The organism is Serratia sp. BW106 (assembly GCF_002607755.1).
Lineage (GTDB): Bacteria > Pseudomonadota > Gammaproteobacteria > Enterobacterales > Enterobacteriaceae > Serratia > Serratia proteamaculans.
Genome location: NZ_MCGS01000010.1, coordinates 172,120 through 197,008 on the forward strand (window position 1 = coordinate 172,120; position 24,889 = coordinate 197,008).

General features: G+C 56.6%; 22 protein-coding genes, 1 pseudogene and 1 riboswitch. Of the genes and pseudogenes, 15 read left to right on the top strand and 8 right to left on the bottom strand.

The genetic code is table 11. The annotated features are described in order from the left end of the window. Positions 1–951, bottom strand: coding sequence for a branched-chain amino acid ABC transporter permease (locus BEI65_RS08585; protein WP_085116918.1), 951 nt, complete (start codon positions 949–951; stop codon positions 1–3). A 171-nt stretch (positions 952–1,122) separates the two neighbouring features. Here BEI65_RS08585 and BEI65_RS08590 point away from each other — a divergent pair, with 171 nt between their 5' ends. From BEI65_RS08590 to BEI65_RS08600, 3 genes are all read left to right on the top strand, one after another. Beyond that, entirely contained in the window at positions 1,123–2,031 is a 909-nt protein-coding gene (locus tag BEI65_RS08590) for a LysR substrate-binding domain-containing protein (protein ID WP_369804752.1), read from the top strand. Between the two features lie 85 nt (positions 2,032–2,116). Continuing rightward, the gene (locus BEI65_RS08595; RefSeq protein WP_099062964.1) at positions 2,117–3,997 is read left to right on the top strand and encodes a potassium transporter Kup; all 1,881 of its coding nucleotides are present in this window, start codon (positions 2,117–2,119) and stop codon (positions 3,995–3,997) included. Positions 3,998–4,097: 100 nt separating this feature from the next. Continuing rightward, positions 4,098–4,400, top strand: coding sequence for a cupin domain-containing protein (locus tag BEI65_RS08600; RefSeq protein WP_099062965.1), 303 nt, complete (start codon positions 4,098–4,100; stop codon positions 4,398–4,400). On the opposite strand, the gene BEI65_RS08605 is transcribed toward BEI65_RS08600, so the two are convergent. Beyond that, positions 4,401–4,994 (bottom strand): TetR/AcrR family transcriptional regulator, encoded by a 594-nt coding sequence (locus BEI65_RS08605; protein ID WP_099062966.1) that lies wholly within the window; start codon positions 4,992–4,994, stop codon positions 4,401–4,403. It lies immediately after the preceding gene. A gap of 141 nt (positions 4,995–5,135) precedes the next feature. Here BEI65_RS08605 and BEI65_RS08610 point away from each other — a divergent pair, with 141 nt between their 5' ends. Genes BEI65_RS08610 through BEI65_RS08620 form a run of 3 tightly spaced genes read left to right on the top strand, consistent with a single transcriptional unit; the run spans position 5,136 to position 8,015 of the window. Further along, on the top strand, positions 5,136–6,191 hold the full coding sequence (locus BEI65_RS08610; RefSeq protein WP_099062967.1) for a sugar phosphate isomerase/epimerase: 1,056 nt from the start codon (positions 5,136–5,138) through the stop codon (positions 6,189–6,191). Between the two features lie 29 nt (positions 6,192–6,220). Continuing rightward, a complete protein-coding gene (locus BEI65_RS08615) occupies positions 6,221–7,117 on the top strand; it encodes an alpha/beta fold hydrolase (protein ID WP_099062968.1) in 897 nt (298 codons plus the stop codon). Further along, positions 7,107–8,015, top strand: coding sequence for an alpha/beta hydrolase (locus BEI65_RS08620; protein ID WP_099062969.1), 909 nt, complete (start codon positions 7,107–7,109; stop codon positions 8,013–8,015). Before BEI65_RS08615 ends, BEI65_RS08620 begins: the two co-directional genes overlap by 11 nt. A gap of 47 nt (positions 8,016–8,062) precedes the next feature. On the opposite strand, the gene BEI65_RS08625 is transcribed toward BEI65_RS08620, so the two are convergent. Next, on the bottom strand, positions 8,063–9,496 hold the full coding sequence (locus BEI65_RS08625; RefSeq protein ID WP_099062970.1) for an NAD-dependent succinate-semialdehyde dehydrogenase: 1,434 nt from the start codon (positions 9,494–9,496) through the stop codon (positions 8,063–8,065). A gap of 214 nt (positions 9,497–9,710) precedes the next feature. Here BEI65_RS08625 and BEI65_RS08630 point away from each other — a divergent pair, with 214 nt between their 5' ends. Further along, entirely contained in the window at positions 9,711–10,538 is an 828-nt protein-coding gene (locus BEI65_RS08630) for an AraC family transcriptional regulator (protein ID WP_099062971.1), read from the top strand. An 83-nt stretch (positions 10,539–10,621) separates the two neighbouring features. Next, positions 10,622–11,587, top strand: coding sequence for a DMT family transporter (locus tag BEI65_RS08635; RefSeq protein WP_099062972.1), 966 nt, complete (start codon positions 10,622–10,624; stop codon positions 11,585–11,587). A gap of 31 nt (positions 11,588–11,618) precedes the next feature. Here the strand turns inward: BEI65_RS08635 and fusA are convergent, their stop codons facing one another. From fusA to BEI65_RS08660, 5 genes are all read right to left on the bottom strand, one after another. Beyond that, complete coding sequence (fusA, locus tag BEI65_RS08640) at positions 11,619–13,724, bottom strand: elongation factor G (protein ID WP_099062973.1); 2,106 nt, start codon at positions 13,722–13,724, stop codon at positions 11,619–11,621. Between the two features lie 257 nt (positions 13,725–13,981). Next, on the bottom strand, positions 13,982–15,019 hold the full coding sequence (locus BEI65_RS08645) for an ABC transporter ATP-binding protein (protein WP_099062974.1): 1,038 nt from the start codon (positions 15,017–15,019) through the stop codon (positions 13,982–13,984). Beyond that, the gene (locus BEI65_RS08650; RefSeq protein WP_099062975.1) at positions 15,016–16,599 is read right to left on the bottom strand and encodes an iron ABC transporter permease; all 1,584 of its coding nucleotides are present in this window, start codon (positions 16,597–16,599) and stop codon (positions 15,016–15,018) included. Before BEI65_RS08650 ends, BEI65_RS08645 begins: the two co-directional genes overlap by 4 nt. A 33-nt stretch (positions 16,600–16,632) precedes the next feature. Beyond that, positions 16,633–17,649 (bottom strand): iron ABC transporter substrate-binding protein, encoded by a 1,017-nt coding sequence (locus BEI65_RS08655; RefSeq protein WP_099062976.1) that lies wholly within the window; start codon positions 17,647–17,649, stop codon positions 16,633–16,635. A gap of 248 nt (positions 17,650–17,897) precedes the next feature. Further along, on the bottom strand, positions 17,898–18,782 hold the full coding sequence (locus BEI65_RS08660; protein ID WP_099062977.1) for a LysR substrate-binding domain-containing protein: 885 nt from the start codon (positions 18,780–18,782) through the stop codon (positions 17,898–17,900). Between the two features lie 121 nt (positions 18,783–18,903). On the opposite strand from BEI65_RS08660, the gene BEI65_RS08665 reads away from it, so the two are divergent. The 7 genes and pseudogenes from BEI65_RS08665 (at position 18,904) to BEI65_RS08690 (ending at position 24,727) form a co-directional block, all read left to right on the top strand. Beyond that, positions 18,904–19,299 carry a VOC family protein gene (locus tag BEI65_RS08665; RefSeq protein ID WP_099062978.1) on the top strand — a complete coding sequence of 132 codons (396 nt, stop codon included), beginning with the start codon at positions 18,904–18,906 and terminating at the stop codon, positions 19,297–19,299. A gap of 121 nt (positions 19,300–19,420) precedes the next feature. After that, positions 19,421–21,085, top strand: coding sequence for an ABC transporter substrate-binding protein (locus BEI65_RS08670; protein WP_099062979.1), 1,665 nt, complete (start codon positions 19,421–19,423; stop codon positions 21,083–21,085). Between the two features lie 122 nt (positions 21,086–21,207). Beyond that, a pseudogene (locus tag BEI65_RS08675) lies at positions 21,208–21,393 on the top strand (transposase); the annotation flags it as partial. A gap of 128 nt (positions 21,394–21,521) precedes the next feature. Next, a riboswitch (M-box (ykoK) riboswitch) is annotated at positions 21,522–21,696 on the top strand. Between the two features lie 75 nt (positions 21,697–21,771). Beyond that, positions 21,772–22,791 carry a magnesium transporter gene (locus tag BEI65_RS08680; protein WP_198404417.1) on the top strand — a complete coding sequence of 340 codons (1,020 nt, stop codon included), beginning with the start codon at positions 21,772–21,774 and terminating at the stop codon, positions 22,789–22,791. Positions 22,792–22,933: 142 nt separating this feature from the next. Continuing rightward, positions 22,934–23,026, top strand: coding sequence for a protein MgtS (mgtS, locus tag BEI65_RS26765; RefSeq protein ID WP_013813036.1), 93 nt, complete (start codon positions 22,934–22,936; stop codon positions 23,024–23,026). A gap of 111 nt (positions 23,027–23,137) precedes the next feature. Further along, the gene (locus BEI65_RS08685; RefSeq protein ID WP_099062981.1) at positions 23,138–23,317 is read left to right on the top strand and encodes a hypothetical protein; all 180 of its coding nucleotides are present in this window, start codon (positions 23,138–23,140) and stop codon (positions 23,315–23,317) included. A gap of 27 nt (positions 23,318–23,344) precedes the next feature. Beyond that, complete coding sequence (locus BEI65_RS08690) at positions 23,345–24,727, top strand: cation diffusion facilitator family transporter (protein ID WP_099062982.1); 1,383 nt, start codon at positions 23,345–23,347, stop codon at positions 24,725–24,727. Positions 24,728–24,889 lie beyond the last annotated feature (162 nt).

The following is a 24,889-nucleotide window of genomic DNA, read 5'->3' on the forward strand; positions in this document are numbered from 1 at the left end:
TCAGGCGCGAGTGGCGACGCGTTCGCCCAACAGCCCGGATGGGCGCAATACCAACACGGCAATCAATATCAGGAAGGCAAATACGTCCTGATAGTTACTGCCGAAGGTGCCGCCGGTCAGTTCGCCGAGATAACCGGTGCCCAGCGCCTCAAACAGCCCCAGTAATAATCCGCCGAGCATTGCACCGCGCAGGTTGCCGATACCGCCCAGCACAGCAGCAGTAAAGGCCTTGATGCCCGGCAAGAAGCCCATGGAGAAACCGGCATTGCCATAGTTGCTGGCCATCATGATGCCCGCCACGGCCGCCAGCGCGCCACCAAGGGCAAAGGTCAGAATGATGATACGGTTGGGATCGATGCCCATCAGGCCGGCGACCTGCGGGTTTTCTGCCGTGGCACGCATGGCGCGGCCAAAGCGCGAGTGCTCGACCAGCAACAGCAACCCGGCCATCACCAGCACCGCGACCACCAGCGTGGCGATACCGGTACCGGTGATCACAGCGGGCGCGTGTTCGGCGCTACCCTGGGTCAGGGCGATAGGTGACATTGGCAGCAGTTGCGGGAACATTAACGGGTTACGCGACCAGATCAGCATCGCCAGTGTTTGCAGCAGTAGCGATACGCCAATCCCGCTGATCAGCGGTGCCAGACGCGGGGCATTCCGCAGGCGGCGGTAGGCCAGCCGTTCAATGCTCATCGACACCAGCGCGCAGACCGTCATGGCAACCAGCGCCGCCAGCAACAGCATGATGTAGGGTGACAGGCCAGGGAAATGATGTTGCAACACGCCGAGGGTGGACAGGGCGCTCAGCGCGCCGACCATCAGCACATCGCCGTGGGCAAAATTGATAATACGCAGAATGCCGTACACCATGGTGTAACCCAGGGCGATCAACGCATAAATGCTACCGAGCATCAGTCCGTTGACGGTCTGCTGTACCAGCGTATCCATAGGGAGAGTCCCGAAAAATAATGATTCAGGAAGCTCAGAGTAGAGAGTTAAAGAAAATTGTAAAATACGGAAATATAATTTCTTATACAAAAAATGTGTGTTTTTAATTTATTGATTTATTTGTATATTAATTTTAAACCGTCACCGATATTTAGCCAAAATAGTCAACATATGAAAAAAACAGAACAATGCGTCACATCGTTGCCTAACGATCCACCGCTGCGTGCAGTGCGGGCGTTTGAGGCTATCGCCCGTCTGGGCAGCATTACCGCTGCTGCCAAAGAGCTGGCGATATCCCCGTCGGCGGTCAGTCATCAGCTCAAAACGCTGGAGGCCTTTCTGCAAATGCCGCTGACCGAGCGGCAGGGCCGTAACCTGATCTTGCGTAACGAAGGACGGGATTATTACCGCTCGATCCGCTCGGCGTTTAACGTATTGCGTCAGGCGACCGAGCAGGTGCGCGAGCAATCGGCTTCCCGGCAGGTCACAATCAGCCTGATCCCGCTGTTCGGCATGGGCTGGTTTATTCCGCGTTTGCACGGATTTTTGCGCGAGAACCCGGATATCGACATCAATGTGGTGTACGCCAACCACCGTAATTACCTCAGTGACGCCGCCGATATTTCGATTCGTTTTGGCGCCGGGCAATGGACCGGTTATCGCAGCGAAAAACTGATGTCCGGCAAAATGGTACCGGTATGCAGCCGGGGGTTTATCAAGTTGCACGGGTTGTTGGACACGCCGGATCAGCTTTCGCCACTGCCGCTGCTGCATGACGAAGAACGCACCACCTGGATGCAATGGTTTCAGTTGGCCGGAGTCCGGCGGCCGCTGCGCAGTACCGGCCCGATGTTTGAAGATGGCTTGCTGACGTTGGCGGCGGTACAGGCGGGTTTGGGCTGCGCCCTGATGCGTGAGCCGTTGATCGCGCCTTATCTCAGCAGTGGCGAATTGATTAAACTGTTTGATCTGGCGATTGATGACGGCCGAGATTATTACCTGTGCGTAAGGCAGGACACTGAACTGTCGCCGGAGGGACTGAACCTGCAACGCTGGTTACTCAAAGAGGCCGGGGCCTGAGTGCAATGGGCCAATAAAGGACTCACGCTAACTGCCTGAATTGACTATGCTGGTTTTATCCTAATGGCTTGGTCAGGAGCTCTCAATGAGCACAGGGAACGAACCGGAAAAGACGCCCAAAATGAGCCTGCCGCTGCTGGCCGGCGGCGCACTGGGGGTGGTGTTTGGCGATATTGGCACCAGCCCGCTGTATACCCTGAAAACCGTGCTGTTTCTTTCCGGTGATGCGCCGTCCCCGCCGGTGATCCTCGGCCTGCTGTCGCTGATTTTCTGGACGCTGGTGATTGTCACCTCGCTCAAATACGCCATGTTCGCCATGCGTATCGATAACCGTGGCGAAGGTGGCATCATGGCGCTGATGTCACTGTTGGTCAGCAAGAAAAAAATCCGGCCAATGGTAGTGTTTGCCGGTCTGTTCGGTGCGGCGCTGATCTACGGCGATGGGGCCATCACCCCGGCGATCTCGGTGCTGTCGGCACTGGAAGGGTTGAACATCGTGTTGCCCGAATCGCAGCCTTATATCTTGCCGGCGGCGGTGGTGATCCTGATCAGCCTGTTCGCCATTCAGCCGTTGGGCACCGCGCGCATCGGCAGGGTTTTCGGGCCGATCATGGCACTGTGGTTCTTTTCTATCGCCGCTCTGGGCATCTGGGGCATTATTCAGCATCCGGCCGTCTTGATGGCGTTGAACCCGCTGTACGGCATCCGATTCCTCTTCTCTAACGGGCTAACCAGCTTCCTGGTGTTGGGCGGCGTTTTCCTCTGCGTGACCGGGGCAGAAGCGCTGTACGCTGACATGGGGCATTTCGGTAAAAAACCGATTTGGCTCGCCTGGTTTGGCATTGTTTTTCCCAGTCTGTTACTGAACTATGCCGGGCAGGCCGCACTGATCCTCTCCGGTGCTGACGTCACCCAAAATATCTTTTTCCGCCTGTGTCCGCCGGTGCTGCAAATTCCGCTGGTGATTTTGGCGACCCTGGCCACCATCATCGCCAGTCAGGCGATCATCAGCGGGGCCTTTTCCATGACCCGCCAGGCGATCCAACTGGGTTGGTTGCCACGCCTGCGAGTCAAACAGACCACCGAAGAGAGTTATGGGCAAATTTACATCGGTGCCATCAACTGGTTGCTGATGGCGGTGACGGTATTTCTGACCGTGTTCTTCAAATCCTCCGATAACTTGGCCGCCGCTTACGGCATTGCGGTTTCGCTCACCATGATCATGACGACCGGGTTGCTGTTTGTGGCGATGCGTGAGGTGTGGCGCTGGGGAACGATTGCCAGCCTGCTGGTGGCCGGTAGTTTCTTTATCGTCGATCTCAGCTTCTTGCTGGCCAACCTCAGTAAAGTGATGCAGGGCGGGTATGTTCCGCTGCTGCTGGCCACCCTGGTGTATGGCGTGATGTTGATCTGGCATCGCGGGGTGATCGCGGCTTCCCGTACGCTGGGCGAAAAGAGTCTGCCGCTGGCGGATTTTTTGGCCCAGCTCGAGCAGCAGAATATCCCCCGGGTTCCGGGCACCGCAATCTTTCTTACCCGAACCCTGAGCGGCACGCCGCCGGTGATGAAATGGCACGTCAAGCGTAACGGGTCGCTGCATGCCAATGTGCTGGCGCTGCATATCATGATTGTTAACGAGCCCCGGGTGGCAAACGCTGAACGGTTGGTAATGCGACAACAGTCGCCAGGATTTTGGTGTGGCGTGGCGAGCTATGGCTTTATGGAGCGCCCCCATATTCCCCGCTTGTTGCAGCATGCCGAGGCGCAAAAGACCGGGTTGAACTTTGGTGATGCCACCTATTATCTGGGGCATGAAAGCGTGGTGCGCCGTGAAGCCAATGACAGATTGCCGGCCTGGCAACGCAACATTTTTTCGCTGATGGTGCGTAACGGTATGCACGTGACGGATTACTACTATTTGCCGAGCGACCAGGTGGTGGAAATCAGCCGCCGGGTGCCGGTGTGAGCCGTTTGGCTATAGGTTAAAATCAATGGTTATTTAGCCGTCGGCGAATGAAAAGGTAAATTGCCGTGGCAGCGATGGTGCTGCTTACGGATGAAGCCTTATGTCATTATTCGATCTTACTGCGTTGGCCGCCGATTTACCGCAGGCCTGGCGATCCAGCGTGCTTGGGCGCGTCGGCCCAGCCAATATCAAAGTATTGCGGATGGATCAGCGTGAGATTGCCGATGAAGTTCATGACTATCACGAAGGATTACTGGTGATCTCCGGGCAACTACGGATTGAAGTGCAGGGCGAAGAGATTAGGGTGAATGCCGGGCAACTGTATCAGGCCGCGGCCGGTGTGCCTCACCGGGTGCTTGCAGGTAGTCACGGCACCCTGGTGATATTTGATTTGCCGGAATGATTAACCGCCGCTTTCCAACGCCAATAGTGCAATCCTGACCGCGGCTTCTAACCGGGCGCGGCTGACGCCATCGCGCGCCTGCACCGACAGACCGTGCAGGAAGGCGGCAAAATAGTCACCGAGGGCATCAGCATCGGTCTGTGGCGGTAATTCTCCTGTGGCTACAGCGGCACGCAGTTGGTCAATAATCCCCTGGGTGCGCAGCAGGCGGTGCTCTGCCAACCAGTCTTTGATGCTGCTGTTTTCGTCACTGACGCTGGCGGCGGAAGAAACCACCATGCAGCCTTGCGGCAGGTCCGTGCGGCTGTAGAGCATCACCGCGTCGTTCAACAAGCGTTTTATCGCCACGCGAATGCTGCTTTCCTCGCTGAATGCGCGATCGGCAAAGCCGCCCTCATGACTTTCGTAGCTGGCCACCGCTTCGCGGAACAGTAACTCTTTCGAGCCAAACGCCTTATAGATACGTGCGGAGGCAATGCCCAGTTCGGCGACCAAATCCGACAGTGAAGTGCCTTCATATCCCTGACGCCAGAATAGGTCGCGTGCTTTCAGTAACGCCTGTTCGCGGTCGAATTCGCGCGGTCTGCCTGCCATTCCTCTGCTCCTGTTAACCTGTTGCTCTGTGAAACAGGATCGCTTAAATCCACTGTAATACCAACGAGTTTTTAAAATTCGCTTGCTGATATATTCATTTAAGCCTATTGTTTGTCAATCAACAACCAATAGGAGTTTAGGATGAAAACCATGAAAGGTCCAAGCCTGCATCTGGCACAGTTCAGTGACGATGCCGCCCCCTTTAACAGTCTGCCGGCTATCGCCCACTGGGCGGAAAAAACCGGTTTTAAAGCGCTGCAAATCCCAGCGTGGGACCGTCGCCTGTTTGATTTGGCCACCGCCGCAGAAAGCCAAACCTATTGCGACGATCTGGTCGGCATGCTGGCAGAGCACGGGCTGGTGGTCAGTGAACTGACGACCCATATTTTTGGCCAGTTGATGGCGGTGCATCCGGCCTATGACCCACTGTGCGACAGCTTTGCGCCGCCGGAACTGCATGGCAACCCGCAGGCTCGTGGCGAGTGGGCGCACCAGCAACTGCTGTTGGCCGCCAAAGCCTCTGCACGGCTGGGGCTGAGTGAGATGGGCACCTTTTCCGGTTCGTTGGCCTGGCCCTATTTGTTCCCATTTCCGCAGCGTCCGGCGGGGCTGATCGAAACGGCATTCGATGAACTGGCCAAACGTTGGCTGCCGGTGCTCAATGCCTGCGACGAGCAGGGGGTAAATCTGTGTTATGAAATTCACCCCAGTGAAGACCTGCACGACGGTGTGACCTTCGAAATGTTCCATCAGCGCGTCGGGGGCCACCCGCGCTGCCAGATCCTGTTCGACCCGAGTCACTTCGTGCTGCAACAGCTGAACTATCTGGATTACATCGATATTTATAAGGACTTCATCCGCATGTTCCACGTCAAGGACGCCGAGTTCAACCCGACCGGACGGCAGGGTATTTACGGCGGCTATCAGTCATGGGCCGATCGTGCCGGGCGTTTTCGCTCGTTGGGGGACGGTCAGGTGGATTTCAAAGGGATTTTCTCGCGGCTGACCCAGCATGGATACGCCGGATGGGCGACGCTGGAGTGGGAGTGTTGCCTGAAACATCCGCAGGATGGCGCACGTGAAGGTGCCGCCTTTATTCGTGACCACATCATCAACGTCACCGATAAAGTGTTTGATGATTTTGCCGGTGCGCCGGTTGACCAACAACAAATCAATGCCTTGCTTGGCCTGCGTTAAGCCAGACTATTTCACCACGGAGAACACCAATGACACTGCAAAATAACGGGCCCATGCTGAATGGACCTGAACCCGAACACGTCTATGCGCGGGTAAATGGCAACCGTATTCACTGTGTGACGCTTGGCGAGGGGCAGCCGGTATTGCTGATCCCCGGCTGGCCGCAAACCTGGTACACCTGGCGGCATGTGATGCAGCCGCTGGCGGCGGCAGGCTTTAAGGCGATAGCGGTGGATCCGCCGGGCATTGGCGATTCCGACAAGCCTTGTGGCGGCTATGACACCGGCAGCGTGGCCGCCACGCTACACCAGACCATGCTGCAACTTGGGCATGCGCGTTATCAACTGGTTGGTCATGATATTGGCATGTGGATCGGTTATGCGATGGCGAGTGATTTTCCGCAGGCGGTAACGGGACTGGTACTGACGGAAGCGGTGATCCCGGGGTTGGCCCCGGCGCCGCCGATTTTTGTGCCGGCGGAGCAAAACATTTTCCTGTGGCACTTCATGTTCAACCAACTGGCAGACCTGCCGGAGGCGTTGACGTTAGGGCGTGAGAGGGAGTATCTCAGCTATATCTTTAACCGCTGGTCCTACCGGCGCGATAGGGTGGCGGCGGAAACTTACATCGCCGCCTATTCGGCACCGGGCAGCCTGCGGGCCGGATTTGATTACTACCGTGCCATTCCGGAAACCATTCGGCAAAACCAGCGCCGCGCTGAAACTCCGCTCGGTATGCCGGTGATGACCATTGGTGCGGAACATGCAACCGGTGATGCGCCCTTTGTTACCTTACGGGATAACGCCGTTAATCTGCGCGGTGAGACGGTCGCCGACTGCGGCCATTTCATTACCGAAGAGTGCCATGAGGCATTTATTGCCCTGGTGGTGCCTTTCTTGCTGGGGAGTCAGGCTGATGCTGCTTGATCCACAGATTGCCCGTTTTCTGGCGGAAACGGCGGGGGCCGCAGCACCGGCTTCCCTGGCGGAGATGCGCGCCGCCGCCGAGGCCGGGCTGTTGGCATTGCAGGGCGAGGGTGAAGCCAGCGGCGGTGTCAGGGATGGGACGGTGACCGCCAATGACGGGCACGAGATCGCCATTCGCGCCTATATGCCCCTGGGGGCGGTAGCGGATGAACCGATGCCTGCGATGCTATACGCCCACGGCGGCGGTTGGTGCCTGGGCTCGCTGGCGTTATATGACCGACCTTGTCAGGCGCTGGCTAACGCTAGCGGGCGGCTGATCCTGTCGGTTGATTACCGACTGGCACCGGAGCACCCTTATCCACGGCCGTTGGAGGATGTGTATCAGGCGCTGTGCGAGGTGGTTGAACGGGCCGATGAGTGGGGGATCGATGCCTCGCGGATTGCGGTGGGGGGTGACAGCGCCGGGGGTAATCTGGCGGCAGCCGTTACGCTGTTGGCCCGTGACCGGGGTGGCCCATCGATTGAGCATCAGCTTTTGCTGTATCCGGCGTTAAGCCGTGCGATGGATACGGCCAGCTATCAGCAATATGAACAGGGTTTCTTTTTGACGCGCGAGGTAATGGAATTTTGCTGGCACCAGTATCTGGCTGAAGAAGTTCAGGGGCACGAACTCTACGCTGAACCCTTGCATGCCGCGACGTTGCGGCGATTACCCCCGGCGACCATTTTGAGCTGCGAGTACGATCCATTACGCGATGAGGCTGAGCATTATGCACAGCGGCTGCGGGAGGATGGGGTAGCGGTACGTTGTGAGCGGTTACCGGGCATGGTGCATGCCTGCATTCATATGCTGGGCTTAACCCCGGCAGCGCGAGTGTTATTCGATAAGGTTGGTTGAAAAAAATGCCCCGTATAGAACGGGGCATTGGTCGTTGCCTGTGTTAATTATCGACCGGCGACGGTAACAAAGCGGGTTTCCAGATAGGATTCGATGGCTTCGCTGCCGCCTTCGGTACCGTGACCGGAGTCTTTCACGCCGCCAAACGGCGTTTCCGGCAGGCCGAAACCGATATGGTTGATGCTCAGCATGCCGCTTTCCACATCACGCCCCAATGCCGTTACCGTAGCGATGCTGCGGCTGTAGGCATAGGCCGCCAGACCGTAAGGCAGGCGATTGGCCTCGGCGATGGCTTCCTCATAGGTCGCGAACGGACGCAGCAGGGCGACCGGGCCAAAGGGTTCTTCCGACATTGCCCGGGCGCTCAGTGGCACGTCGCGCAACACCGTCGGCTCAAAGAAATTACCGGGGCCAGCTACGCGCTTGCCGCCGGTAGTGGCTTTGGCACCCTCGGCGATAGCATCTTCCACAAAGGCCTCAATGGCGTCCACGCTGCGTTGTAGCACCATGGGTCCCATGGTCACGCCTTCCTGCAAACCGTTACCCAGCTTGATTTCACGCACCGCGGCGGTGAATTTCTCGACAAAGGCTTCATAAACGCCTTGCTGGATCAGGAAACGGGTCGGGGCAATGCACACCTGCCCGGCGTTACGGAACTTGGCCAATGCCAGTTCTTTGGCGGCCGCATCGAGGTCGGCATCGTCAAAAATCAATACCGGCGCATGACCGCCCAGCTCCATGGTGGCTTTTTTCATATGCTGACCGGCCAGTGCCGCCAGATGTTTGCCGACGCGGGTTGAGCCGGTGAACGAGATCTTGCGAATGGTCGGATGCGGGATCAGGTATTCAGAGATTTCCGCCGGGGTACCGTACACCAGCGCGATCACGCCGGCTGGAACACCTGCGTCGGCAAAGGCTCTGATCAGCTCCGCCGGTGAGGCCGGGGTTTCTTCCGGCCCTTTGATGATGATTGAGCAACCCGCGGCCAGCGCGGCGGACAGCTTGCGCACGATCTGGTTAATCGGGAAGTTCCACGGAGTAAAGGCCGCGACTGGCCCTACCGGCAACTTCAGGGTTTGCTGCTGAACGTCCCGGCTGCGGGACGGGATGATCTGGCCGTAGGTACGGCTGGCTTCACCGGCAAACCAGTCAATCACGTCCGCCGAGTTAAGAATTTCGACCTTGGCCTGCGCCACCGGTTTGCCCTGTTCCTGGCTCATGATCGCGGCGATTTGCTCTGCCCGTTCACGAAACAGTGCAGCGGCCTTACGCATCAGGTTTGCCCGCTGGTAAGCGGAGGTTTCACGCCAGACTTTAAAACCGCGTTCGGTCGCAGCCAGCGCCAGATCGAGATCGGCCGTGGTGGCATGTGCCACGCTGCCAATCACCTCATCGGTAGCGGGGTTGGTGACCGGCGTGGTTTTGCCGGCCACTGCGTTGCGCCATTGTCCGTCGATATAGAGTTGAGTATCTGGATACATTGTTGCCTCTTACTTTCAGGGGGGTTAAAGACGGTTTCCCACTCTGTGGCGGGATAATCAACAGGTCGGCGCTGACTTGCAGGCACCAGACGCTGGATAAAATACCCTACGCGCAATGAGCATCAGCGTCCAGAGCACCGCGTGCGCCACTACTCAAAGCCCGTCGCTTTGACTATCATACAGCCACGAGCGGCATTGAAGCAGGGTGGTACGGGTGCAGGGTGTTCCACAGCAGTTTCCCTTTGAAAAAGACAGCGCGCAGTTCCGGCAGTTATCGCAGGTGCCGGGCGTAGAGCTTTATCACGCCCATATTGAGCGTTATGCCTTTGAGCCGCACACCCATAATGCCTTTGCCATAGGTACCGTCGATTTTGGCGCTGAGCGTTTTCGCTATCGTGGGGCGCAACATCGGGCGGCACCGGGTTCACTGGTGCTGATGAACCCGGATGAGCTGCATACCGGCGAGGCAGAAACCGCTGGCGGCTGGAATTATCGTATGCTTTATCTGGAGCCGGCCACGCTGGAGCGGCTGTCTGGCGAGCAGGGGTTCTGGTTCACCGATGCGGTACGCCAGGATCCGCAGGCGGCGCAGCAATTGTCGGCCGCGCTGGCGGCACTGTGGCAAGCCGATGACGCACTGACCATTGACCACCTGTTACTGCAGGTGATTGCCATTTTTCGCCCGCATATTCAGGCCGCCCGGCCGCTGAAGGCGGAAGCCGCGCACCGTTTTGATATCGTCAAAAGCTATCTGCAAGATAACTTCGCCACCGTCATTACGTTGGATCAGTTGGCGGCACTGGTTTCCCTCAGCCCCTATCATTTCCAGCGCAAATTCAAAGCCGAATACCATGTATCCCCTCAACAGATGCTGATGGCGATCCGTCTGTCACAGGCCAAACAGATGCTGGGGCGTGGTATGCCTGCGGCGCAAGTGGCGGTGGCGGCGGGGCTAACCGATCAGGCCCATTTGACCCGGGCTTTCGCCAACCGTTACGGTGTCACGCCAGTGCGTTATCAAAAGCAGGTTACGGCCCGCTAAAACAGCAACCTGCTACAATATTCCTTCGCCAAAGTCGGCTAGCCTGACCCCAGGTTTTATTCACGGGTTCTGATGGAGTCACTATGTTTGCTGGCGTGTTATTTGCCCTGTCTGCGGGCTTGATGTGGGGCTTGATTTTTGTTGGCCCGGTGCTGATCCCGGAATATCCGGCGGCGTTACAGTCCACCGGCCGCTACCTGGCCTTTGGCTTAATCGCTTTGCCGTTGGCGTGGCTGGATCGTCAGCGACTGAAAAAGTTACGGCGTAACGACTGGCGGGAGGCGCTGAAGCTGACGGCGATCGGTAACCTGCTGTATTACCTGTGCCTGGCCAGCGCCATTCAGCGCACCGGGGCACCGGTATCCACCATGATTATCGGCACGTTGCCGGTGGTGATCTCGGTGACCGCCAACCTGTTTTACAGCCGGCACGACGGACGCCTTTCCTGGCGCAAACTGACGCCGGCGCTGATATTAATCGCCTGTGGACTGGCGCTGGTTAACGTTGCCGAACTGCAGGGCAATAGCGCACCGGTTGACGTCTGGCGTTATACCAGCGGGCTGGGGTTGGCGCTGGTCGCCGTGGCATGCTGGACCTGGTTCCCCCTACGCAATGCCCGTTGGCTGCGGGAAAACCCTAACCAAAGGCCTGCCACCTGGGCGACCGCGCAGGGCCTGGTCACCTTGCCGCTGGCACTGGTTGGTTATCTGTTGGTCTGTGGCCAATTGGCGCTCACCCAGCCGGCGTTTGCGCTGCCGTTTGGGCCAAGGCCGGAGGTGTTTTTGCCCTTGATGATCGCTATCGGCATGCTGTGTTCCTGGATAGGTGCGCTGTGCTGGAATGAGGCGAGCCAGCGCTTGCCTACGGTGTTGGTGGGGCCGCTGATTGTCTTCGAAATTCTGGCGGGGCTGGCTTACACCTTTATGCTGCGTCAGGCCTGGCCGCCGCTGTTGACGCTGGGCGGTATTGCCTGCCTGATTATCGGGGTGGTGTACGCGATGCGGATTAAGCCGCAGCCGGTGGTGGTGTCTCTGGCCGCGAAAGAGTGAAGCCTGCCGCTGGGGGCGGCAGGCGATGAGGTTATTTTTTACTGTGGTGAATGATCTCTTCAGCCACGTTGCGCGGCGCTTCGGCGTAGTGGCTGAATTCCATGGTGTAGGTAGCACGCCCCTGCGACATTGAGCGCAGCGTGGTGGAATAGCCGAACATCTCGGACAGCGGTACCTTGGCGTGAATTTCTTTGCCGCCACCGCCCGGGATATCCTCCATCCCCTGTACCATACCGCGTCGTGACGACAGGTCGCCCATCACGCTACCGGCGTAGTCTTCGGGCGTTTCTACCTCTACCGACATGATCGGCTCGAGGATCGCCGGATCGGCCTGGCGGCAGGCTTCTTTGAAGCCGAAGATCGCCGCCATGCGGAAGGCCTGTTCCGAAGAGTCGACGTCGTGGTAAGAGCCGAAGGTCAGGTGTACCTTGACATCCACCACCTGATAACCGGCCAGTACGCCATTACTCAGCGCCTCCAGCAGGCCTTTTTTCACCGCCGGGATAAACTCGCCCGGGATCACGCCGCCTTTGATCTCATCTAAAAACTCGAAGCCTTTGCCCGGTTCATTCGGTTCAACCGTCAACACCACGTGGCCGTACTGGCCTTTACCGCCAGACTGGCGCACAAACTTGCCTTCCACATCGGTAACGCGCTTGCGGATAGTCTCGCGGTAAGACACCTGAGGTTTGCCGGTGGTGGTTTCCACACCAAACTCGCGGCGCATGCGGTCGACGATGATCTCCAGGTGCAATTCGCCCATGCCGTAAATAATGGTCTGGCCGGAATCCTCATCGGTGCGCACGCGGAACGACGGATCTTCGGAGGTGAGACGCTGCAGCGCAATGCCCATTTTCTCCTGGTCGGCTTTGGTTTTCGGCTCGATCGCCTGTGCGATCACTGGTTCCGGGAAGACCATTTTTTCCAACGTGATGATGGCAGCCGGATCACACAACGTATCGCCGGTGGTGACGTCTTTTAGCCCCACGCAGGCGGCGATATCACCGGCGTGCAGTTCCTCGACATCCTTGCGATCGTTAGCGTGCATTTGCACGATGCGGCCGATGCGCTCTTTCTTGTCTTTTACCGGGTTGTAGACGCTGCTGCCTTTGGTTAGCACGCCGGAATAAACCCGCACAAAGGTTAGCTGGCCGACGAAGGGGTCGGTCATCAGTTTGAACGCCAGCGCCGAGAATTTTTCATCATCGGCGGCACGGCGGATAACGATATTGTCGTGCTGGTCATGGCCTTCCATTGGCGGAACGTCGAGCGGTGAGGGCATCAGTTCGATTACCGCATCCAGCATGCGCTGCACGCCTTTGTTACGAAAAGCCGAGCCGCACAGCATTGGCTGGATTTCACCGGCCACGGTACGCAGGCGCAGGCCGCGGACGATCTCTTCTTCGCTCAACGGCACCTGATTGAGGTATTTGTCCATCAACTCTTCCGAGCCTTCGGCGGCGGCTTCGATCATTTTGTCCCGCCATTCCTGTGCGGAATCGCGCAGTTCGGCGGGGATCTCTTCAAAGCTGAAGCTCATACCCTGGGACGCCTCGTCCCACAGGATGGCTTTCATACGCACCAAATCCACCACGCCGGTGAAATGGTCTTCGGCACCTATCGGGATGACGATCGGTACCGGGTTGGCTTTCAGGCGGTCGATCATCATTTTGCGCACGCGGAAAAAGTCAGCGCCAACGCGGTCCATTTTATTGACGAACGCCAGCCGCGGCACCTTGTATTTATTGGCCTGTCGCCAGACGGTTTCTGACTGTGGTTGTACGCCGCCCACCGAGTCATAAACCATCACCGCACCGTCCAGGACGCGCATGGAACGCTCGACCTCAATGGTGAAGTCCACGTGCCCCGGGGTGTCGATAATATTGATGCGATGCTGCGGATAATTATGCTGCATGCCGTTCCAGAAACAGGTGGTCGCCGCCGAGGTAATGGTAATCCCGCGTTCCTGCTCCTGTGCCATCCAGTCCATGGTGGCGGCGCCGTCGTGCACTTCGCCCAGCTTGTGACTGACCCCGGTGTAAAACAGAATCCGCTCGGTGGTGGTGGTTTTGCCGGCATCAATGTGCGCCGAGATGCCGATATTGCGGTAGCGTTCGAGGGGGGTAGTACGTGCCATAATTAACCTTTCTTAGCCGCATTAAAGAACAGCGGCTCAAACAGTATGAATAATTATGATAATCCTCTGTGGGTTATCTCCGGACGGGCGAATGATTACACCGGTCACAGACTAATCGTAGTTGATGAAGGGGGTTTTAGTATTCGATGGCTGCGATAGGTTTTATCTTTCTGAACGGCGGGGAAGTAGACGGCTAATAAAGTTGGCTTTGGCCAACTGGCCTGAATAGCTGGGGCACCAAAGCGCCCCTTGCTGTATTACTCGGCAAAGATATGCGCCTGGCCGATGATATTCAGACTGACGTGAGAACCGGCGCGAATACCTTCGCGGCTGACGGTTTTAATCTCGATTGCGGTATCACTGCCGGTCATGCGCAGGTTTAAGGTGGAGACAAAACCGGCGAAATCGATACTGGTCACCATCGCCTGGCTCTGCTGCTGTGCCTCGCACTGGCTGATTTGGATCTGTTCCGGACGCAGCATGATGCGGGCAGGGCCACGGCGCTGACGATCGTCCACGGCAATTCGCCCGAGCACGCAATCGGCCCAGCCTTGCTCAAGCTCGGCGGAAAGCACCAGCGTTTCACCTAAAAAGGTGGCGGTCGGCTCGTCCACCGGGCGCAGATAGAGATCCTGCGGCGGTCCAACCTGCGCCAATCGACCATTGCGCATCACCGCCACCTGATCGGCAAACGACAGGGCTTCGGTCTGATCGTGGGTCACCAGAATCGAGGCAACTTTGGCTTCGGCCAGCAACTCCGCCACGGCTTTGCGGGTCGCGGCGCGCAGGCCGGTATCGAGCGCGGAGAAGGGTTCGTCCAACAACATCAGCTTGGGCTGCTGAGACAGGGCGCGAGCCAGGGCCACTCGTTGTTGCTGCCCACCGGAAAGCTCGTGTGGCCACAATGCCCCCAGACGACGATCCAGCGCCACCATTTCCATCAGCGCATCAATACGCAGTTGCTTGTCACGCTTGCTGCCTTTCAGGCCGAAACCGATATTGCCGGCCACGGTAAAGTGCGGGAATAACGCGCCGTCCTGCGGTACAAAACCTATACCACGCAGGTGTGCCGGTACCCAGCCACTGCCGTTGGCCATCGGTTGGCCCTGCAGCATCACCTGGCCGCTGTCCGGTATTTCAAAACCGGCAATGATACGCAGCAGGGTGGTTTTCCCTGAGCCGGAAGGGCCGACAATCGCGGTGCGGCTGCCCTGTTCGACTCGCAAGTCAACATGCTCCAGCACCTTGACCGAATTATAGGATTTACCGATGCCTTGCAGTTCAAGCGTGCTCATAATCCCGCCGTACGTTTGGATTGAGAATAAAGAAGCCAGGTCAGTGGCAGAGACAATGCCACCATAATCAGGGCGTAGGGCGCGGCCGCCACATAGTCAATTTCGCTGGTCAGCGCCCAGAAGCCGGTAGCCAACGTACGGGTGCCATTGGGGGCCAGCAGCAGCGTCGCGGTCAGCTCATTGGAGATTGCCAGGAATACCAGTGCCGCACCGGCGGCGGCGCCAGGCGCGGCCAGACGCAGCGTGGTGCTCCACAGCGCCTGTGCCGGTGAGCGACCAAGACTGCGGGCCACGTTTTCCAGCTCTACCGGGGCCTGAGCAATACCGGCGCGCAGGTTGATCAGGGCGCGTGGCATAAACATCAGCAAATAGGCCAGCAGCAGGGTGATTTCAGTCTGATAAATAGGCCGGAAGCTGTGAATGGTGATGGTCACCAGCGCCAGCGCCACCACAATGCCGGGCAGCGAACTGGTGACGTAATTGCAGCCTTCCAGCACCCGATACAGTCGGGCCGGGTAGCGTACCGACAGCCAGGCCATCGGGATGGCGCACAGGGTGATCAACAACGCCCCGCTGGCGGCCAGTGACAGCGTTTGCAGCAATGCCGGCAGCAGTTCGGCGTTGCGCCATACTTCGATCCCGCCCAGGGTCAGCCAGCGGGCCAGCGTAATAAAGGGCACGCCCAGCGCCAATGCGGTGAGACTCAGGGGCAACAGCAGGCCGAACAGGGTAGCGAGGAGGCCAAGGCGATAGGCCGTTTGACTGCGCGCACTGCCGGAACCGACGCGGGCATAACGCGCCCGGCCGCGGCTGGCAGCCTCCAGCATCAGTAACCCCAGACAGCACAGCACCAGTACCCCGGCCAGCATATTGGCCGCCGGGCCGTTAAAGGTGGACTGGAACTGATCGAAAATGGCGGTGGTGAAGGTGTCAAAGCGGATCATCGCATACAGGCCATATTCGGCCAGCAAATGCAGCGCGATCAGTAGCGAACCGCCCCAAATCGCCAGTTTGAGCTGCGGCAACACCACGCGGAAAAATACCGCCAGCGGTCGCGTGCCGAGCGAAGTGGCAACGTCTTCAATTCCGGGATCCAACCGGCGTAACACCGCAGCGGCCGGCAGGTAAATAAACGGGAAGTAGGCGATGACCGAAATGAAGACTCCGGCACCGAGCCCATGCATTGAGGGGACCAGGCTGATCCAGGCGTAGCTTTGCACGAACGCCGGAACCGCCAGCGGCGCGGTCGCCAGCAGTGACCAAATGCGACGGCCCGGCAGCGAAGTGCGTTCGGTCAACCAGGCCAGCGTTACCCCCAGAATGGCGCAAATCGGCAACGTGAACACCACCAACAGCAGGGTATTCAACAGCAGTTCGGCCACCCGGGGGCGGAATACCAGCGCTTTCACCGTTGACCAACCGGTTTCAAACGCCACGCTAATGACAAAACCCAACGGCAACAACGCCAACAGGGAAAATAAAATGGCGGCCGCGACGATAAACAGCCCTGGCCGTTGATGGCGGCGGGCCGAAGCATAGCGTGGCGCCGTGCCTGCGGCGTTGAAACCGATATTGGACATAGGGTTAAAAGCTCTCTGTACTGATCAACCGGCTTACATCAACCCGGCTTCGGTCATCAATTCGACCACTTTTTTGCCATTCAGCGCGGAAGCGTCAACTTTTGGCGCGTCCAGCTCTTTCAGCGGAACCAGTTTCGGGTTAGAAGCCGCGTTGACGCCAACCGCATATTCGAAGGCGTTGTTGGTGCGCAGGATCTCCTGACCGTTTTTACCAGTGATCCACTTAACGAACTCTTGTGCCTGCTGTTGGTGCTTGCTGGAGGCCAGCACACCGCCACCGGAGATGCTGACGAACGCGCCCGGACCCTGGTGTTTGAAGTAATAAAGCTTGATATTTTTACTGTTCTCGCCGGTTTTGGCACCGTCGACGAACGGATAATAGTGGTAGATAACGCCGCTGTCGATTTGGCCGGCATTGACCGCTTTCATCACGGTGCTGTTGCCTTTATAGGCGGTGAAGTTGGTTTTCATCGCTTTCAGCCATTCCAGCGTGGCTTTTTCGCCTTTCAGTTCAAGCAAAGCACTGACAATTGCCTGGAAATCCGCCCCGGAAGGCGAGGCAGCCCAGCGGCCTTTCCATTCTGGCTTGGCCAGATCCAGCAGCGATTTGGGCAACTGCGCTTCGGTCAGTTTCGCCGGGTTGTAGACGAACACCGTTGAGCGGGCGGCTATGCCGATCCAGCGGCCGTGCTGCGGACGGTATTGCGGTTCAACCTGCGCCAGCGTGGTGGCATCCAACGGGGCAAACAGTTTGGCGTTATCCACCAACACCATCGCCGGGGAGTTTTCCGTCAGAAACACGTCGGCAGGGGACGCGCTGCCTTCCTGCACCAGTTGGTTGCCCAACTCGCTGTCGCCGCCGTTACGCAGGGTCACTTTAATGCCGGTGTCTTTGGTAAAGCCATCCACCCAGGATTTCACCAGGTTTTCGTGCTGGGCGTTATAAATAACAATGCCTTCATCCTGGGATGCCGCATTGGCCGACAACGCCAGCATCATGGACGACGCCAACAGGGCAATCGGGCCGAGAGAAGAAAAACGCAGCTTCATACAGTCATCCTTTTTTATTGAGGGAGTGCAGAGAAGTACAGTCAACAAGGCCTGACGGGCGTCGGGCTGCCCTGATTGTATATAAGAACATTAATAATGATAGTGAAAACGATTCGTATTAATTTATTTTTAGATTTCGCTCACTAATTATCTTGTCTTAAGGAAAAATTAAGTTTCGCCATTATTACGGAGTCCGATAACCTATTTCATAACTGTTTGTATTGTTTAAAAGTCATGTCTGCGGACCCTTAACGCTTCATTTCTGCCGCCACCCAGTCGGCCAGTTGTGCCACGGTTTGCGGGTGCTGGCCATCAGGATTACTGACGAAATAGTGTGCGGCACCCGGCAACGCCATATTGAACGGGGCGACCAATAGTCCAGTGTTCAGCGCGTGTTGAACCATTAACTGACTGACGATCGCTACTCCCTGACCGGCAATCGCGGCCTGAATGGCGTGTGCTTCGTCGGTGAAACGGGGCCCGGCGTCAATCTGCAATGCCGCCGGACCAAACTCGCTGCGCCAATGCTGCCAGTCTGGCGCCGGTTGGGGAACCCGACGGCCATCGGTATGGATCAGCGTGGCCTGCAGCAGATCCTCCGGCGTTTTCAGGGTTAGCTGCGGACTGGCGACCAGCACAAAACTGTCCTGATACAGCAAGCGCGGTGTCAACTGCGCGCCAGGCTCGGCACCATAACGCAGGGCAACATCTATCTGTCTGCTACGCAGATCCACGATGCCGTCATCGGCATGCAGCCGCAGGTCAATATTGGGGAACTGACGCATCAGCGCCGGCAGCCGGGGGACCAGCCAGTGGCTGATCATCGCGGTGGTGGCGGTTAGCGTCAGGACTCTGGGCCGCTGCCTCTCTCCAATCTTTTCCGCCGCGGCTTGCAACAGGGCGAAAGCCTGAGCGGTCGCCTGCTGCAAAACCTTTCCGTCAGCGGTCAGTTCCACTTTGCGTGGCGTTCTTTCAAACACACTGACCTCCAGCAGGCCTTCCAGCAGCCGGATTTGGTGGCTGATGGCCGTGGGTGATACCCCGATTTCTTCGGCGGCCAGCTTAAAGCTTTGCAGCCTGGCGACCGCATCAAAAGCCCGCAGTGCACCCAGCGGCGGCAGTTTTCTTTTCATGGTGAGTTATTTTCATCTTTGGCTGAAAACTATGACTTTGAATTACCGCATGACGGCAAGTTATCTTCTTGAAGCAGCTTAGCAGATGAAAATTACTCAGCCAAATAACCAGGAGATAACCATGTCTGCATCATCGGTAAAACAGCTTCGTCTGGTGATCACCACCGAAGATTTTGATAACGCTTTGTCCTTTTATCGCGATCGGCTTGGGCTGACTCAGGTTGACGCCGTGCCGCCGGACAGCGGCAGGGTGGCGATCCTCGAAGCGGGCAAGGCCACGCTGGAACTGGTTGAGCCGGCCACGGCGGCCTACATCGACAATATTGAAGTGGGTGAACGTGTCTCCGGTTGGGTGCGGGTGGCCTTTGAGGTGACCGATATTGCCGCAACTACCGCCAGCCTGGCACAGGGGGGAGCACAGGTGCTGTCTGAACCCCGTGTGACGCCGTTTAACTCACTCAATAACCGGCTGGAAGCACCGGCCGGATTACAGTTAACGTTGTTCCAACCCTTGTAAATAAAGACCCGCCGTAATGGCGGGTATTCATTTGATTATGAAAGAAATTCATGTTGTTGCATGGGTGCGGTTTTGGTTATGAGTCATAGCGTTTAATCATTTAATTTATTCAACTGCTTCAATGTATATATACGTCGACAAAACACCAATAAGGGATATCGACGTGAAGTATTCATTCAAGCTTAAAGGATTGACTGGTCTAATCCTCTTGTCTTTACAGGCTGGCATTGCGGTTAACGCCGCCGAGGTACCGGCAGGGACTCAACTGGCCACCACGCAGGAACTGGTACGGGCCAATGGTTATGAACCTGCAACACTGGATCCGAACCTGGCGGAAAGCAACGTGGAGTTTTATATCTTCAATGACCTGTTTGAAGGGTTGTTGCGGGTGGGGAAAAACGGTGAGGTGATCCCCGCACTGGCGACCCAATGGGAAAATCAGGGCAATGTCTGGACCTTCCATCTGCGTCCGGAGGCCAAATGGTCGAACGGCGATCCGCTGACCGCTGAGGATTTTGTTTTTAGCTGGCGACGGCTGACCGACCCGAAAACGGCTTCCCCCTACGGCAGTTATCTGGCATCGGCCTACGTACTGAACGCTGCAGAGATCAACGCCGGCAGCAAGCCGCCGAGCGAACTGGGCGTGAAGGCGCTGGATGCGCATACCCTGCAAGTCACACTGACTGAACCCAACTCGTATTTGCTCAAGCAGTTGGTGCATTTCCCTGTGCTGCCGGTGAATCAGAAAGTGGTGGAGAAATACGGCAAAGACTGGACGCAGCCGAAAAACTTTGTCGGCAACGGCGCCTTCCGGTTGGCACAGTGGGTGGTGAATGAAAAGGTGGTGGTAGAGCGCAACACTCAGTATTGGGATAACGCCCACACGGTGCTTAATAAGGTGACTTTCCTGCCGCTGCAAGGGTTCCCGGAGGTGGCACGTTTCCGGGCCGGTGAGATTGAACTGGGCTACAGTGCGCCGTCGGAATTGTACCAACAGCTGAAAAGCAGCCTGGGTGATGAGCAATTGGTGACTTATCCGCTGTTGTCGACCAGCTACTTTGCCTTTAACAACCGGCAGGCGCCGTTTAACGATGTACGGGTGCGTCAGGCGTTAAATCTGGCGCTGGATAAAGAGATTATTGCCACCAAAGTGCTGGGCTATGGCCAACAGCCGGCCTGGACTTTTACCCCAACCGGGGCTGGCGGCTATACCCTGCGGGCCGGTGAAGCGGCGGGGTGGTCACGTGAACAACGCATTGCACAGGCGAAAAAACAGCTGGCCGCAGCCGGTTTTAACGCGGAACATCCATTACGCTTTACCCTGCTGTACAGCAACGACGCGACCATCAAGAAGATTGTGATCGCCGCCAGTGCGATGTGGAAAAAGAACCTCGGTGTGGAGGTCACCTTGCAAAATCAGGAGCGTAAGGTGGTGCTGGACAACATCAACAACGGGCAATACAGCGTGGCCTTCAGCCGTTGGCTGGCGGACTACAACGATCCCTCGACTTTCCTGAACGTGTTCCGCTCCACCAGCAGTGAGAACTCGGCCAAATACGCCAATCAGAATTACGACCGCGTGTTGCATCAGGCCACTGCCGCCCAGACGCCACAGCAGGTGCAGCAATACTTCCAGCAGGCCGAAGACCTGTTGTCGGCAGAGACGCCGGTGGCCCCGGTTTACTACGAAGCCAATGCGACCCTGGTCAAACCCTATGTGAAGGGCATCGACTTTACCCGGCAGGGGCCGCTGTACGATAAAAACGTGTATATCATCGCACATTAAGCTTTTAATAATGCGGATTGGGAGGATTCTGGTCCGCTGTTAATTACTTTTTGTGACTGCTCCCCGCCGTAAACGGCGAGGCTTCCCACTTCTCAGGCCGCAACCGTCGATATGACGGATTCATCAGCGTGCTGGTTAATAACCTGAAATCAACCAGTAGCCGTTATGTCAGGATTTTGAATACCCATCTTCGTAAGCAAAGTAATACCGGAGTGCTCTGGTCACGCTCCTACTTTGCTTGTAGCGCTGGCGGAGCAACAATTGAAACGCTGAAAGCGTATGTACAATCGCAGAAAACCCCTGATTAGCACCCCTTATATCCCCGCCCGATTGGGCGAGGATTTACGGGGCAAATGCTAAATGTTTCATAAACGGTCAGCCAGATTTTCACCCGAAAATAAAAAACCGCGCCTATACTGCCTCCCGTAGTTTATATGCAGTATCTCGTTTGGCGAGGCTCCTATACAAACACAGGTTACTGATCTGACGACATCGAGAGATGCCCAAGGTTAAGACAGGCTTTATCGGATTAAGGTTCAGCCCAAAGTAACTTCTGATGCATACCATCAGATACGTTGTATAGTGCTAAAACCTGGACGCGGAGATAGGCTGTCTGCACTCCCTCTGTGGTTAACGCCCCTATGCGATTCGCTGTTGAAGTTTAAACAGAAATAGGGACTAACATAATGAAGTCACATCACAACTCCCCCTGTTCGGCGCTGGCCGCAACTGAAACTCTTGATGAGTCTTCGGTAGCGGGCTATATGAATGCCGATTTTATTACGATCCCAGGCAATATGACGGTCAATAAAGCCAAAGCGTATTTTCTTTCGCAGCTTAAAACCGACGAAATTCCGACACAGCTGTTTGTCACCGCCGACGATTATCATTTGCGTGGCACGCTGTCGGTTAAAAAATTATTACAGTGTGAAGATCACGATAAAGCCGTTGGCGTCATGATCAACCACAGCTATTTTCAGGTTTCCCCGGATGACGATCGTAATGACGTCGCCCATTTATTGGGTAAGGGTGGGCTGGACGTGGTGCCGGTAGTGGTGAATAAAACCCTGGTCGGCGTGCTGGGCGAAAAAGAAATTGCCCGGCTGATTGAAGACGAAAATACCGAAGATGCACAACGTCAGGGCGCCAGCCTGCCGCTGGATAAGCCTTATCTGGAGACCAGCCCCTGGGCATTATGGCGCAAGCGGTCGGTATGGTTACTGATGCTGTTTGTTGCCGAAGCTTACACCGGCAATGTGCTTAAGGCGTTTGAAGAACAGCTGGAAGCGGCGATCGCGCTGGCATTCTTTATTCCGCTGCTGATCGGTACCGGCGGCAACAGTGGCACCCAGATTACCTCTACCCTGGTACGGGCCATGGCCCTGGGCGAGGTTAGCCTGCGTAATCTGGGCGCGGTGATCCGTAAAGAGGTGTCCACGTCACTGTTGATTGCGGTCACCATCGGCATCGCCGCCTGGGTGCGGGCCTGGATCATGGGCGTGGGGATGGATGTGACGCTGGTGGTCAGCCTGTCGCTGGTGGCGATCACCGTCTGGAGCGCCATTGTTTCCTCGATTATCCCGATGCTGCTCAAGCGATTGGGGATCGACCCGGCCGTGGTTTCGGCACCCTTTATCGCCACCTTTATTGATGGCACCGGCCTGATTATTTACTTCAAAATCGCCCAGTACATTCTGGAGATTTAAACCGCGATCCGCTCCGTGTCGCAGCCGGAGCGGGCATTTTATCTCACTGAACAGGAGGAAGGTAAATATCCATGAGTAATGACAATCCCCGCTTTTTAATTAAAGGGGCATCTATCGATATTAGTTAACCGAGGACAAAATAATGGGAAACATGACAATTTTTGTAGGATTCCTGAGCATTATCAGCTCGCTGGGCCTGTTGGCCGCCTATATGAGCACCAAATGGGATGATTAATGAACGCTAAAGATCCGCCTGGATGCATCCTCCCTGTAGGTTTTATTTACGTCGGGGAGGATGCGATTAAATACTGACCGCCTGGAGCGAATTTCAGGGAGTATTACCACCATGACTATTTTTATTCTTGGCCTGCTTTATGCCATTTTGATGATCTCCGTCGGTGTGAATGAGATTTATTTTTATTCAACCGGAAAATCAGAATTCCTTTCTAGTTTACTGCTGACATTCTCGGGTACTATGCTGCTGGTTGCTTTTGTCTGGCAATGGTCGACTAAAATAAAAAAATGAATTACCTATTTGAATGTGAGCCGTAATATGCAAAACGAAAAAGAATCCGTTGCCAGAAATTCCATGATAGCCAGCGGGCTATTGGCGACCGGTAAATTTATTGCCGGTATTTTTACCGGCAGTATTGGCCTTATTTCCGAAGGGATCCACTCGCTTACCGATTTTGTTGCCACCAGCATTACCTGGCTGGCGGTGCGTATCAGCGACAAACCAGCCGATGATGACCACCATTTTGGCCACGGCAAGGTTGAAAACCTGGCGGCGCTGTTTGAAGTGCTGCTGCTGTTGGGCGCCGCGGGCTGGATAGTTTATGAGGCAGGCAAAAGCCTGCTCGGCGAAGCCCATCAGATTGTCGCGGCACCGGTGGTGATCGCCGTGCTGTTGATCTCGATTGTGGTCGACTTTTTCCGCGTCAAGGCGCTGAATCGCGTGGCCAAGGCCACCGACAGTGCGGCTTTGGAAGCCGATGCGCTGCACTTCTTCTCCGATATGCTGGCTTCCGCCGTGGTGTTGCTGGGCATGGTGTTTGTTCTGCTGGGCTTCAACCGTGCAGATGCTATTGCCGCGCTGATCGTGGCCTGTTTTATTGTGGTGGCAGCGATAAAACTGGGGAAACGCTCGTTCGATTCCCTGATGGACACGGCGCCGGCCGGCGCCAAAGAAGAAATCAGCGCCTTGCTCGACAGCTTCCCGGCGATTTTGGCCACCGAGAGTATCCGTATTCGTAACGCCGGTGCCATTGTGTTTATTGAAGTCACCGTCGCCGTTTGCCGTACCTTGCCGCTGGAGCGTATCAACGCGTTGAAACAGTCTATCGCCGAGCGTCTGGAACAGCAGTATGCCCACGCCGAGGCCACGGTGATTGCCAATCCACAAACCCGCAGCGATGAAGACATGGCAACCCGTATCCGGGTGATCGCCGCCAATCACGGTGCAGTGGTGCAAAATGTGGCGTTACAGCAACTGCCGGAACGGATGTCGATCAGCATGGATCTGGCGGTGCCGGCCAATGCCAGCGTCGCGCAGGCCCACGATATTGCCAGTGAGATTGAAACCCTGCTGCGGCAGGCGATAGGTGAAGATACGGAGATTGAAACGCACCTGGAACCGCAGATGCACCACTGGATTGCCAGCGAGGATGTTGCGCCGGACCAACTGGCAAGCATTCGCCAAATCCTGCAGACGGTGGTGGAGAACGGCGAGATGGTGCAGGACGTCCATAACATCCGCGCACGTAAAACTGCCGACGGCATTATCGTCAATTTCCATTGTCGGGTTTCCCCGGCGGCTTCCATTGTGTCAGCGCACGCGGCGGTGGACAGCATAGAGCGCCAACTGCGCGCGCTTTACCCAAGTATTTCCCGGGCAGTAGGGCACGTCGAGCCGATCAAACCCAAATCCAGCATCTGAATCCCGCCGTTATTGATCTGTATTAATCGCCGCCAGGCAGTGCGCTGGCGGCAATCCTCGATGTAAACTCCTTAAGTGACAATGTCACAATAAGCGAGCAAAGGTCTGCCCTCGATGAGATGAGTCGGTCTCTTGTTTGTTTAGTTTATTTACTTTACTGTA

Coding starts and splice junctions, on each gene's coding strand:
- fusA (WP_099062973.1), bottom strand. CDS start 13,724: ATGGCACGTACTACCCCCCTCGAACGCTACCGCAATATCGGCATCTCG.
- BEI65_RS08650 (WP_099062975.1), bottom strand. CDS start 16,599: ATGTCCAATATCGGTTTCAACGCCGCAGGCACGGCGCCACGCTATGCT.
- BEI65_RS08590 (WP_369804752.1), top strand. CDS start 1,123: ATGAAAAAAACAGAACAATGCGTCACATCGTTGCCTAACGATCCACCG.
- BEI65_RS08665 (WP_099062978.1), top strand. CDS start 18,904: ATGTCTGCATCATCGGTAAAACAGCTTCGTCTGGTGATCACCACCGAA.
- BEI65_RS08600 (WP_099062965.1), top strand. CDS start 4,098: ATGTCATTATTCGATCTTACTGCGTTGGCCGCCGATTTACCGCAGGCC.
- BEI65_RS08685 (WP_099062981.1), top strand. CDS start 23,138: ATGACTATTTTTATTCTTGGCCTGCTTTATGCCATTTTGATGATCTCC.
- mgtS (WP_013813036.1), top strand. CDS start 22,934: ATGGGAAACATGACAATTTTTGTAGGATTCCTGAGCATTATCAGCTCG.
- BEI65_RS08585 (WP_085116918.1), bottom strand. CDS start 951: ATGGATACGCTGGTACAGCAGACCGTCAACGGACTGATGCTCGGTAGC.
- BEI65_RS08655 (WP_099062976.1), bottom strand. CDS start 17,649: ATGAAGCTGCGTTTTTCTTCTCTCGGCCCGATTGCCCTGTTGGCGTCG.
- BEI65_RS08680 (WP_198404417.1), top strand. CDS start 21,772: ATGAAGTCACATCACAACTCCCCCTGTTCGGCGCTGGCCGCAACTGAA.
- BEI65_RS08615 (WP_099062968.1), top strand. CDS start 6,221: ATGACACTGCAAAATAACGGGCCCATGCTGAATGGACCTGAACCCGAA.
- BEI65_RS08660 (WP_099062977.1), bottom strand. CDS start 18,782: ATGAAAAGAAAACTGCCGCCGCTGGGTGCACTGCGGGCTTTTGATGCG.
- BEI65_RS08635 (WP_099062972.1), top strand. CDS start 10,622: ATGTTTGCTGGCGTGTTATTTGCCCTGTCTGCGGGCTTGATGTGGGGC.
- BEI65_RS08625 (WP_099062970.1), bottom strand. CDS start 9,496: ATGTATCCAGATACTCAACTCTATATCGACGGACAATGGCGCAACGCA.
- BEI65_RS08670 (WP_099062979.1), top strand. CDS start 19,421: ATGTATATATACGTCGACAAAACACCAATAAGGGATATCGACGTGAAG.
- BEI65_RS08610 (WP_099062967.1), top strand. CDS start 5,136: ATGAAAACCATGAAAGGTCCAAGCCTGCATCTGGCACAGTTCAGTGAC.
- BEI65_RS08645 (WP_099062974.1), bottom strand. CDS start 15,019: ATGAGCACGCTTGAACTGCAAGGCATCGGTAAATCCTATAATTCGGTC.
- BEI65_RS08690 (WP_099062982.1), top strand. CDS start 23,345: ATGCAAAACGAAAAAGAATCCGTTGCCAGAAATTCCATGATAGCCAGC.
- BEI65_RS08595 (WP_099062964.1), top strand. CDS start 2,117: ATGAGCACAGGGAACGAACCGGAAAAGACGCCCAAAATGAGCCTGCCG.
- BEI65_RS08605 (WP_099062966.1), bottom strand. CDS start 4,994: ATGGCAGGCAGACCGCGCGAATTCGACCGCGAACAGGCGTTACTGAAA.
- BEI65_RS08620 (WP_099062969.1), top strand. CDS start 7,107: ATGCTGCTTGATCCACAGATTGCCCGTTTTCTGGCGGAAACGGCGGGG.